This window comes from Saccharomonospora sp. CUA-673 (genome assembly GCF_001942305.1).
In the GTDB taxonomy this organism is placed as follows: Bacteria; Actinomycetota; Actinomycetes; order Mycobacteriales; family Pseudonocardiaceae; genus Prauserella.
In genome coordinates, this window is record NZ_MKKE01000043.1 from 19,011 (window position 1) to 29,623 (window position 10,613).

8 protein-coding genes and 3 pseudogenes are annotated in these 10,613 nt (G+C 72.4%); 9 read left to right on the forward strand and 2 right to left on the reverse strand.

Going from position 1 to position 10,613, the window contains the following annotated elements:
• The first annotated feature begins 1 nt into the window (after position 1).
• Complete coding sequence (locus tag BJF85_RS18230) at positions 2 to 805, forward strand: hypothetical protein (RefSeq protein WP_075849261.1); 804 nt, start codon at positions 2 to 4, stop codon at positions 803 to 805.
• A gap of 65 nt (positions 806 to 870) precedes the next feature.
• On the opposite strand, the gene BJF85_RS18235 is transcribed toward BJF85_RS18230, so the two are convergent.
• Positions 871 to 1,659: a site-2 protease family protein gene (locus BJF85_RS18235; protein ID WP_075849279.1), complete on the reverse strand. Its 789-nt coding sequence runs from the start codon at positions 1,657 to 1,659 to the stop codon at positions 871 to 873.
• Positions 1,660 to 2,108: 449 nt separating this feature from the next.
• Here BJF85_RS18235 and BJF85_RS18240 point away from each other — a divergent pair, with 449 nt between their 5' ends.
• The 3 genes from BJF85_RS18240 to BJF85_RS18250 all read left to right on the forward strand — a co-directional run bounded on the left by BJF85_RS18240 (position 2,109) and on the right by BJF85_RS18250 (position 5,144).
• On the forward strand, positions 2,109 to 2,345 hold the full coding sequence (locus tag BJF85_RS18240; protein ID WP_139320705.1) for a WhiB family transcriptional regulator: 237 nt from the start codon (positions 2,109 to 2,111) through the stop codon (positions 2,343 to 2,345).
• Between the two features lie 130 nt (positions 2,346 to 2,475).
• Entirely contained in the window at positions 2,476 to 3,069 is a 594-nt protein-coding gene (locus BJF85_RS18245; RefSeq protein WP_139320701.1) for a hypothetical protein, read from the forward strand.
• Entirely contained in the window at positions 3,066 to 5,144 is a 2,079-nt protein-coding gene (locus BJF85_RS18250; protein WP_139320702.1) for a YfhO family protein, read from the forward strand. The genes BJF85_RS18245 and BJF85_RS18250 overlap by 4 nt, the downstream gene beginning before the upstream one ends.
• Positions 5,145 to 5,162: 18 nt before the next feature.
• Here the strand turns inward: BJF85_RS18250 and BJF85_RS30395 are convergent.
• A pseudogene (locus tag BJF85_RS30395) lies at positions 5,163 to 5,647 on the reverse strand (metallopeptidase family protein).
• A gap of 218 nt (positions 5,648 to 5,865) precedes the next feature.
• Here BJF85_RS30395 and BJF85_RS18260 point away from each other — a divergent pair.
• From BJF85_RS18260 to manA, 5 genes and pseudogenes are all read left to right on the forward strand, one after another.
• Positions 5,866 to 6,240, forward strand: a complete 375-nt coding sequence (locus BJF85_RS18260; RefSeq protein ID WP_075849265.1) for a DUF3499 domain-containing protein — start codon at positions 5,866 to 5,868, stop codon at positions 6,238 to 6,240.
• Between the two features lie 116 nt (positions 6,241 to 6,356).
• Positions 6,357 to 7,706 (forward strand): annotated as a pseudogene (locus BJF85_RS18265) (phosphomannomutase/phosphoglucomutase).
• 72 nt (positions 7,707 to 7,778) lie between these two features.
• The gene (locus BJF85_RS18270; protein WP_075849267.1) at positions 7,779 to 8,039 is read left to right on the forward strand and encodes a Trm112 family protein; all 261 of its coding nucleotides are present in this window, start codon (positions 7,779 to 7,781) and stop codon (positions 8,037 to 8,039) included.
• Positions 8,017 to 9,126, forward strand: coding sequence for a hypothetical protein (locus BJF85_RS18275; protein WP_075849269.1), 1,110 nt, complete (start codon positions 8,017 to 8,019; stop codon positions 9,124 to 9,126). The genes BJF85_RS18270 and BJF85_RS18275 overlap by 23 nt, the downstream gene beginning before the upstream one ends.
• A 41-nt stretch (positions 9,127 to 9,167) precedes the next feature.
• A pseudogene (manA, locus tag BJF85_RS18280) lies at positions 9,168 to 10,393 on the forward strand (mannose-6-phosphate isomerase, class I).
• The last annotated feature ends 220 nt before the right edge of the window (positions 10,394 to 10,613 follow it).

Consider the following 10,613-nt stretch of genomic DNA (forward strand, 5'->3'; position numbering starts at 1 on the left):
CATGGGTGAGCGCATCTCGGACGCTCAGGTGGTGGCCGTGCTGCGGCCGTTCGTGCGCGCGGCGAGCCTGCTCGTCGACGGGTTGCGGGACAAGGACCCGTTCTCCGTGCTCGCGCGTGAGGCCGAGAACCCGGTGATCGACGAGCCCAAGGTGCGTGACCGCGTGCTGCACGGGCTCAACTCGATGAAGGTGCCCGGCACCGTGACGTGGTCCCGCATGGGCGTCGACGCCCGCGTCCGTTGGTGGAAGGGCCGCGTCGGCCGGGTCACGTCGCTGGTGGCGGCCGTGCCCGGCATCGCGGGCGTGCTCGCCAACCGCTTCCCCGTGCAGGCCACTCTGGGCGCCGCGGGGCAGGGGCTGCTGCTGTGCGCTCTCGCGGGCGAACGCGGCCACACCGACGTCGAGACGCGCGTCCGGTTGATCGCGTCCGTGCTGTTCGAGCGGGAGATCTCGGCCGAGGTCGCCTCCGGCAGGGAGAGCGACCGCGCGGCCGAGGACGCCGAGACCGAATGGCTCACCGAGGACCTCGACGGGCGCAAGGACGAGCAGGGCAAGCGGCGCAGGCCGTCCATCGTGGCCCTCGGCACCTCGCTGTGGCGGCTCGGCCGCACGCTGCTCGACATCCCGGGCGAGTTGGACAAACGTCCGCACGGCCGGTGGATCCACCGGATGCTCGGGAACCTGCCCGTCGTCGGCATGCTCGGCAAGTACCTCGGCGAGCGGTCCGGGCTCAAACGCATCGCCGCCCGCGCCGACCGCTGGTTCACGAAGGGCCCCGGGGCGGAGCTCGACCCCGGGGCGTGAGCCGGCGCGACGGATGGCCGATACCGACCCTGCCGACCCGCCGGCGGGCGCGGCCCCGTCGGCGGTCAGCGCCAGAACATGAACGCCAGCTGGCCGAGCTGCGCGGCGACGGTGTCTCCGCCTGCCGCGCCGAAGATCGCGTTGGTGACGTCCCACAGCGTGCTGCTGACCATCGGCACGGCGATGATCAGCGCGAACAGCACCAGCGGTGCCCACGGCCGCGCCTTCGCGCCGAACTGGCGCGCCTGCGGCGAGAGGTACGGCTCGATCGCGCCGTAGCCGTCGAGGCCCGGCACCGGCAGCATGTTCAGCACGAACGCCAGGATCTGCACCGACGCCAGGTACGACAGGCCGATGACGAGGCCCGAGGGCAGGCTGACGAACACCACCACGAGCGTCAGCACGATGCCGATGGCGAGGTTGCTGAGCGGGCCGGCCAGCGACACCCACGAGGCGATCTTGCGGGAGCGCAGGGCCCAGTGGTTGATCCACACCGCGCCGCCGGGCAGCGGGATGCCGCCGATCGCGAGGATGATCAGCGGCAGCACCATCGACAGCACCGGATCGGTGTACCGGCGGATGTCCATCGACAGGTAGCCCTTGAGCGCCACCTCCGTGTCGCCGCCCTTGTAGGCCACGATCGCGTGACCGAACTCGTGCAGCGTGAGCGACACCGCCCAGCCGCCGAGAATGAGCAGCACGATGCCGAGCGTGCCGATGATGTCGCGGTCGAGCTGTGCGGTGGCGTAGTCCACCGACAGCGGCGGGAACAGCGCGACCAGGGCGCCGCCGACCACGGTGACGAGGACGAGGAGATAGAAGAGCAGGCTGGGCCGGACCACCGAACGTTGCACGGCACCATCCTCGCGCATCGGACGCGTGGATCATGTGAGAGGGCGGGTGCCGCGGGCGGCGCGGATGTGCACGCACGGTTGCCCGGTCGCGGGGGACAGTGGGCACGATCGACCCGACAGCGTGACCCGCTCGTGAGATCACTGTGTGTTTCACTCGGCGTGTCCGCTTGCGTTGAGGGGCGGAGGTATCCCCCAACCTCGCTACTCCGCTTGACCTCACCGCACTACACGGGTGTAATCACATCAATGTCATTCGTTGCCGTAAGGGGGGCAGCGATGGCGCGTCCACTAGGTGGATGTGTTGACAGGCTCAGGGGATAGACACCGCCAGCCTGGGAGTGCGTGGAAGCGAGGAGGCGGACGTGCTGTTGGACACGACGGGAACCGAATGGGGACGGCCGAAGGACCGGGCCGCCCAGACCGACGACGAATTCGAAGCTCTCGCGGACCTGCTCGACATCACCGACGAGCAGGACTGGCAGGAGCGTGCCCTGTGCGCGCAGACCGACCCGGAGGCGTTCTTCCCCGAGAAGGGCGGCTCGACCCGGGAAGCCAAGCGGATCTGCCAGGGCTGCGAGGTCAAGGACGACTGTCTCGAGTACGCCCTGGCGCACGACGAGCGCTTCGGCATCTGGGGCGGACTGTCCGAACGGGAGCGGCGCAAGCTCAAGAAGCGCGCGGTCTGACGCACCCGCGGATCGCGTGCGGGGGTTTGCGTACCGTGCGCAGGTGAGTGCGCGGGGTCAGTGCGCGCACGCCCCTGTCGTGACCTTGCGCGGCCGTGGTCGACGCCGCGTGTGATCAACGGAGTGCTCGGTGCCTCGTACGCAAACACTGCCCGTGTTGGCCCTGCTGATCCGCAGCGGTGCGCGATCGAGTGGGCGTTCGGGTTCGGCGCCGTCGTGGGAGGCGGCTGCGCTCGAGGCCCTGCACGGCGGTCTGGTCGTGCCCGACCGGGTCGTCCTCGTCGACACGACCGGCCCCGATGATGCGGACGACTCCGACGCGGCGGCTGCCTCCGAGGACTCCGAAGGTTCCGGGGATTCCGAAGTCTCCGACGTCGAATCGGCCGATGACGCCGATACCGGCGAGGCCGCCGGTGTCGAGGGTGTGGACGGCGTCGTGTTCGTCGACGCCGAGGGCGACCGGGAGGACCTCCTCGCCGAGGCGCTGCTCCAGGCTGTGGACAACGCCGACGATGCCGACGACCCCGAGGGCGATGCTTCCGGCCATTGGCTGTGGGTCCTCGGCGACGTCGACGGGTTGGTGCCCGACCCGGACTGCCTTGCCGAGCTCCTCGCCGCCGCCGAGTCCCACCCCGACGTGGGGGTGCTGCTGCCCCGGGCCGACGGTGCCCGGATCGCCGACGACGCCTACCCCGCCGAGCGCCCGGCGCGCTCATCCGGGTGACGTGGGAGTCCGCCGACGCCGAGACGGACGCCGACGAGGTCGCCCTGTCGGTGCCGAACGCGTATCTGCTCCCCGCGTCGCGGCCTGTGCGGCCGACGCAGGAGGACCGGGAACGGTCCGCGCGGCGGGAGGCGTGGCGACGGGCGCTGCTGGCCCCGCCGACGATCCTGGCCGGTGCGCTCACGGTGCTGTCGCTGTTCGTGCACGGCGTGCTGGCCGACCGGTTCGGGTGGGACCTCGCGGGTGGGGCGTTGCTGCCGATGGCCGGCCTCGGCGACGTGTGGTCGGCGTACTTCTCCTCGTGGCACGGCGTGGCCGGAGGCACGACGAGCGCGGCCTCTCCCGCGATGGCGGTGCTCGGTGTGTTCGGCGTACTGGGCGGGCCCGACGTCGCGGTGTCGCTGCTGTTGTTGCTGGCCATGCCCGCGGCGGGACTCGTCGCGTACGCGGCCACCCGCCGCTCCGGCCTCGACCGCTGGATCCGCGCGGGCGGTGCCGCCGCCTACGCCCTGATCCCCGCCGCCACCGACGCCGTCGCCGCCGGCCGGCTCGACATCGTGGTGGTCCACATCGCCGCACCCGCCGTCGCCGCGGGCCTGACATCGCTGGTGACCAGGGCCGACGTGCGCTGGCTGCCGATGAGCACCCTGTGCGCACTGGGCCTGGCGCTGCTCGGCGCGTTCTCGCCGATCACCTACGGCATGGCCGTCGTCGGACTGCTGATCGCGTTCGTCGTGCTGCCCACCCCCGCGGGCCGGACGGGACGCGGCATCCCCGCGCTCGTGCTCGTCGTGCTGCTCCCGCTCGCGCTGCTGATGCCGTGGCTGCCGACGCTGGTGAGTCACCCGGCGCTGCTGCTGCACGGGATCACCGGCCCCGCCGACCCCGCGACCGTGACCGGCCTGCTCGGGCTGCACCCGGCGGGCGGCGTTCCGCTGGGCATCGCGCTCGTCCTGGCCGCGGTCGTGGCGTGCGTGTTGGCGCCGGGCAGGCACCTGGTGCCCGGTCTGGTGCTGACGGCACTCGGCGTCACGGGACTGCTGGTCGTCGGGCTCGTGCACGTGACGCCCCTGACCGGCGGTGCCGCCGCGGCCGGCTACGCGGGCGCCCCGCTGATCGTGCTCGGGATGGGCCTCGTGGGGATCGTGCTGGGCGCGTGCCGCGGCGGGTTGCCCGCGATGGGCTCGCTGTCGACGTCCGGTCGCGCACCAGCGGCCGGGGTCGCGGGCGGTGCGCTCACGCTCGCCGCGCTCGTCCTCGCGGTGTCGTTCGCGAGCACCGCCGAGCAGCCGCGCGGCGAGGTGCGCGCCGGTGGTGGCCTGCAGTTGGCGGCCGACCTCGAGGCCGAGCTCGCCGACGGCGGACGCGGCGTCCTCGTGCTCGGTCAGGGCGGCCGCGCTGACGAGGGCGCGGTGGCGGATCGGTTGACGGCCGCCCGCACGCCGAGCTTCGGCGACGACGCGCTGGCCCCGGTCGACGGCATGACCGAACGTCTCGAAGGCTGGCGTTACGGCATCCTCGCCGGCTCCCGCGACGCGTTGACGAACGCCGCCGCCGCGGGGGTGCTGTTCGTGGTGCTGCCGCCCGGTGAGGACGGTGCGGCGGTGCAGCGCGACGCCGGCGACCTGGTGGAACCGGTGACCTCGACGTCCGACGGGCGCACAGTGCTGCGGCTGACGCCCGAGTCGGGTCAGGTGACGCTCGTGTCGCCGGAGCAGGCGCACCGGGCCGTCAGTGGCGCCGCGCCCAGCGACGAGCTGATGCGCGGCGAGGCGATCGCGTCCGTCGACGCGCGCCTGCCCGAGGCGCATGTGCGCGTGTCCGACGGGCCCGAGGGGCGGCTGCTGGTGTTGGCCGCCGAGCACGCCCCCGGCTGGACGGCGACCGTCGACGGCGAGCCGGTGCCCATCACGCCCGCGTGGGGGCACCAGGTGGCCGTCTCGGTGCCGGAGTCCGAGTCGGAGGTCGTCGTGCAGTACTCCTCACCCGCGCACGGGGTGTTCCTGCTCGGCAGCGTCGCCGCCCTCCTGTTCGCCACCCTGACGGCAATCCCCTCCCGCCGACCGCGCGTGTAGGCCGCAGGGCGCGAAGGGTCAGTTGCCCTCGATGATGTCGGGTTCCACGCCGAGGTAGGCGGCGATCTGCTCGACGAGGACGTCGTGCACGAGGTCGGCCAGCTCGGCCGGGTCCTGGGCCCGCGCCTCGAGCGCCGCCGGTACAGGACGATGCGGGCGCGGGTCGGCAGCCCGGCCCGGCTGACGCCTGCCGGCACGAGACGCGACAGCGGAACCTGCCCGTCGTGCAGCACCCCGTCGTCGGCCGCGGCCTCGCCGTCCTTGCCGGTCGGCGCCTCGTCGGGAACCTCGGGGACGTCGTCCACGGCCACGTCGAGTTTCGTCAGCTCGCTGCGCCAGCGGCCCTCGAGCGGTTCCAGTGCGTCCAGGACGAGGGAGTCGAACCGCTCGGCCGGGCTCGATGCAGCGGGCAGGCTGGCCGGATAGAGCGGACCGCGCAGGCCGCGTCCGTGTCGATCGCGCCGCGTGCGGCGCCGGAACCGTGCACCTCGAGCCGTTGTCACCGGGCCCAGGGTACGCACCGGCCCGAGTCCGGCGCAGCAACCTCGTCCGCCATGCCACACCCGTGTGCCGCCCCGCCGCGTCAAGTGCAGCCGCGCGTCAGCGTGTCGTTGGGGGGGGGGGGCGCGGGTGGGCGAATCGGGGGTGGAGCTGGGGGATGGTCGACGGGCGGGCGTGTCTTCTCACCCTTGCGGCGGCCGAGGGGCTATCGTGATCAACCGTGCGGAGCGTACGGAAGTGTTCGCGGACGGGCTGCCTCGAGCCCGCTGTCGCCACGCTGACCTACGCCTACGGTGACTCCACCGCGGTCGTTGGTCCGCTCGCGACGGCCTCCGAGCCGCATTCCTACGACCTCTGCGAAGCCCATGCGATGCGGCTGACGGTGCCGCGCGGCTGGGAGGTCGTGCGCCACGAGGGGGCGTTCTCGCCGCCCGAGCCGTCCGGTGACGAGCTCACCGCACTGGCCGAGGCGGTGCGCGAGGCGGGCCGCACGGAACGGCCCGAACCCGGCACCCCCGAGCCGGCGCATCCCGGCGCCACCGGAACCGACACGGGCAGGCGCGGCCACCTGCGTGTCCTGCCCGGTCACGCTTAGTGCTCGGACGGTCACCAGCTTCACCGCTCCGTTGGCCCTGTCCGGCGAATGGGTAGGCTTCCCGGCGAGATTTCCGGGCTCGGGGGAGTCACCAATCGGACGATCGGGGAAAAGGCGTGTCAGATCTGTCGGCCATCGTGAAGGCCTACGACATTCGCGGCGTCGTCGGTGAGCAGCTCGACGAGGCGGTGGTGCGGGACTTCGGTGCCGCGTTCGCCCTGCTCATCAAGCCGGACTCGCCGTCGGTGGTGATCGGCCACGACATGCGCGACTCGTCGCCCGGCCTGGCCTCCGCCTTCGCAGAGGGGGTCACCTCGCAGGGCCTCGACGTCGTGTCGATCGGCCTGGCCAGCACCGACCAGCTGTACTTCGCCTCCGGCAGCCTGTCGATGCCGGGCGCCATGTTCACCGCCAGCCACAACCCCGCCCAGTACAACGGCATCAAGCTGTGCCGTGCGGCGCCGCGCCGGTCGGCCAGGACAGCGGGCTGGCCGAGATCCGCGACACCGTCGAGCAGGGTGTGCCCGAGTTCGCCGGTCAGGCGGGGAGATCACCGAGCGCGACGTGCTCGCCGACTACGCCGCCTACCTGCGTTCGCTGGTCGACCTGAGCGCGATCCGTCCGCTGAAGGTCGTCGTCGACGCCGGCAACGGCATGGGCGGCCACACGGTGCCCACCGTGTTCGAGGGTCTGCCGGTGGAGATCGTGCCGATGTACTTCGAGCTCGACGGCACGTTCCCCAACCACGAGGCCAACCCGCTCGACCCGAAGAACATCGTCGATCTGCAGGCCAAGGTGCGCGAGACGGGCGCCGACGCGGCCTGGCCTTCGACGGGGACGCCGACCGCTGCTTCGTGGTCGACGGCGACGGCGAGCCGGTGGCGCCGTCGGCGATCACCGCGCTGGTGGCCACGCGGGAGCTGGCCAAGGAGCCGGGCGGCACGATCATCCACAACCTGATCACGTCGAAGGCCGTGCCGGAGATCGTCGAGGAGCACGGCGGCCACGCGATCCGCACCCGGGTCGGCCACTCGTTCATCAAGGCCGAGATGGCGCGGACGGGCGCGGTGTTCGGCGGCGAGCACTCGGCGCACTACTACTTCCGCGACTTCTGGCGCGCCGACACGGGCATGCTCGCCGCGTTGCACGTGCTGGCCGCGCTCGGCGAGCAGTCCGGCACGTTGGCCACGATCACCGCGCGGTTCGCGCGCTACGCGGCGTCGGGCGAGATCAATTCGACAGTCGACGACCAGGCGGGCAGGGTGGCCGCCGTGAAGGACGCCTACGCCGGACGCAGTGGGGTGAGCGTCGACGAGCTGGACGGGCTTACCGTGGACTTCGGCGACCGGTGGTTCAACCTGCGGGCGTCCAACACCGAACCGCTGCTGCGCCTCAACGTCGAAGCGCCGGACGAGGCCGCGGTGTCGGCACTGACCGACGAGGTGCTCGCCATCGTCCGCGCCTGAGCTGCGAACTCGCCTTCGTACCGATCCGTCACCGACCCCGACCGCGACAACCAACCGTGGTAAATAGGAAAAATGGCCGTCACACTCGATCCGCAACTGCTCGACATCCTCGCGTGCCCGTGCACCGAGCACGCCCCGCTGACGCCGGGCACGCCGGATGACCCCTCCGCCGATGCGCTGACCTGCACGTCCTGTGCACGGCAGTTCCCGGTGCGCGACGGCATCCCCGTGCTGCTGCTCGACGAGGCCCTCAACGCCGACGCCGTCAACGCCGCCGACACCGACGGGGCCGGGTCATCGGGTCCGGACGATGCGGGGACCGACAGTGCTTGACGACACCGTCCTCGACGATCCCCAGCGGCTCGGCGACGCCGACACCGGCGGTCTGCTCCGGGCGGTGGCGATGGGCGGAGCGCAGGTGCGTTCCACCATCGAGGCCGCGCAGGAGCTGGGGCTGGCGGAGCGGTTGGACATCGGCCGCCCCCGCTCGCTGGTGATCGTCGTGCGACCCGGTTCCGGTCTGGCCGCGGCGCAGGTGGTCGAAGCCCTGCTGGCGCCGGCGTGCCCGGTGCCGGTCGTGTTCTCCGACGTCGTGCCGCCGTGGATCGGCGCGCTCGACGTCGTCCTCGCCCACACCGACGATCCGTACGACCGGGACCTCGCCGCGTCGCTCGAACGTGCCGCCCGCTACGGCGCGACCGTGGTGCTGTCGGGCCCGTCCGAGGGCCCGGTGGCGTCGGCCGTGGCCGGGCGCGGGCTGTTGCTGTCGCCGCGGATCGTGCTGCCGCCCGAACTGTCGTTCCCGCGGGCCCTGACCGCCGGCCTGCTCACGGCCGGTGCGCTCGGTCTGCTGGTGTGCGACGTCGACGGGCTCGCCGACCGGCTCGACAACGAGGCCGCGCGCGGCCACCTCGACCAGGAGTCCTTCGTCAACCCGGCGAAGTCGCTGGCGTTGCGGATCGCCGACCGGACGCCGCTGCTGTGGGGACTCGACCACGTGGCCGTGGCCGTCGGCCAGCACGCGGCGTACGCGCTCGGCGCGCACGCCGCCGTGGTCGCCGACGTCGCCGACTACCGACAGGCGCTGGCTCGTCCCGCCCTGCACACGGCCGCCGCCCGCGGCAGCGATGAGCGGGACATCTTCGCCGACCCCGAGTTCGACGAGGTCGGCGCGGCGAATCCGCCGCGGGCGCTGCTGCTGTCCGTGCGGACCGGTCCGGCCACCGACAGCGCGCGCTACCGGGTCGGCGAGACGCTGCCCACCGCCGACGTGCTGGCCCCGGCCGAGGAGCTCGTCGAGGCCGACGACGTGGCGTGCGCGGCTGTGCTGGCGTTGCGTTTCGAGCTCGCCGCCGTCTACCTCGGGCTGGCAGCTGGGACGATCGGGGGAGCCGGCCGCGTCGCGCCGATGTCCGTGTGACATCGCGCGGGTGTTGTGGCCGGCGAGGAGTGGAGTTGACCGTGGAGCTGCTGCAGGGTGCGGTGCGGGCGTATGCGTGGGGGTCCCGCACGACGATTCCGGCGCTGTTGGGGCGTCCGGTTCCGTCGCCGCACCCGGAGGCGGAACTGTGGTTCGGCGCGCATCCCGGTGATCCGGCGCGGTTGCTGCGGCCCGACGGCACCGAGACGACGTTGCTGGAGGTCGTCGACGCCGACCCGGGCGGTCAGCTCGGCGTCCGTTGCGCGGAGCGGTGGGGCGGCCGGCTGCCGTTCCTGCTGAAGATCCTCGCGGCGGAGGAGCCGCTGTCGATGCAGGCGCATCCGTCCGCCGAACAGGCCGCGGAGGGCTACGCCCGGGAGGAGGCGGCCGGCATTCCGCGGGATGCGCCGAACCGCAACTACCCGGATCCGACGGCCAAGCCGGAACTGGTGTGCGCGCTGACCGAGTTCCACGCGCTGGCCGGGTTCCGTGATCCGCATCGGACGGTGCGGTTGCTGCGGGCCATCGAGACGCCGGGCCTGGCGTGGTACGCCGAGCTGCTGGCGGGCCAGCCTGCCCGGACGGGTTGCGGGCGCTGTTCACGACGTGGATCACGTTGCCGCAGTCGGCGCTCGACGAACTGCTGCCCGAGGTGCTCCAGGCGTGCGTGCGGCACGTGCAGGAGAAGGGCGAGTTCGCCGAGGAGTGCCGCACCGTGCTGGAACTCGGCGAGGTGCACCCGCGCGATGCGGGCGTGCTCGCGGCGTTGCTGTTGAACCGGCTGACCCTGCGTGCGGGCGAGGCGATCTACCTGCCCGCCGGCAATCTGCACCTGTATCTGCAGGGCACGGCCGTGGAGATCCTGGCGAACTCGGACAACATCCTGCGGTGCGGTCTGACGCCGAAGCACGTGGACGTGCCGGAGCTGTTGCGGGTCGTCGACTTCGGCTGCGGGGACATGCCGGTGCTGACCGGCGAGCCCGGCGACATCGGCGCGGTCTACCGGACGGAGACGCCGGAGTTCGAGCTGTCGCGCATCGACTGGGAGGCCAGCGATCGCCGCGAGGTCGAGGTCGACGGGTCCGGTCCGGAGATCCTGCTGTGCACCGCGGGTGAGGTGCTGCTCTACGACGACGAGGGCACGAAGGTCGAGCTGCGCCGGGGCGAGTCGGTGTGGCGGCCCGCCTCCGACCCGGCCGTGCGGGCGCGCGCGGTCGGCGACCAGTTCGCCCAGCTGTTCCGCGCGACCGCGGGCAGCTGTTTGTAGACGCTTTAACGTCTCTTTACTCTCCGTAACCTTTCGGTCACCCTCCCGAGTGGCCGCAGGTCGCCGGTCCTAGAATCACCCGGTCACCCACCCGGACCAACGGTAGGTGCTCCCGAGGGCCCTTTGGTTGCGTTCAATGACAACAAGCCTCGGGAGCAGTTGTCGTGAGGTGGGTGGGCACACGTGGCGTGATCGGCGGAAGTGAGGCGGTGGCACCGTG

What these genes read in the sequence shown, in the direction of transcription:
- BJF85_RS18230 (WP_075849261.1), top strand. Translation starts at nt 2, where the DNA reads ATGGGTGAGCGCATCTCGGACGCTCAGGTGGTGGCCGTGCTGCGGCCG.
- BJF85_RS18270 (WP_075849267.1), top strand. Translation starts at nt 7,779, where the DNA reads ATGGCCGTCACACTCGATCCGCAACTGCTCGACATCCTCGCGTGCCCG.
- BJF85_RS18275 (WP_075849269.1), top strand. Translation starts at nt 8,017, where the DNA reads ATGCGGGGACCGACAGTGCTTGACGACACCGTCCTCGACGATCCCCAG.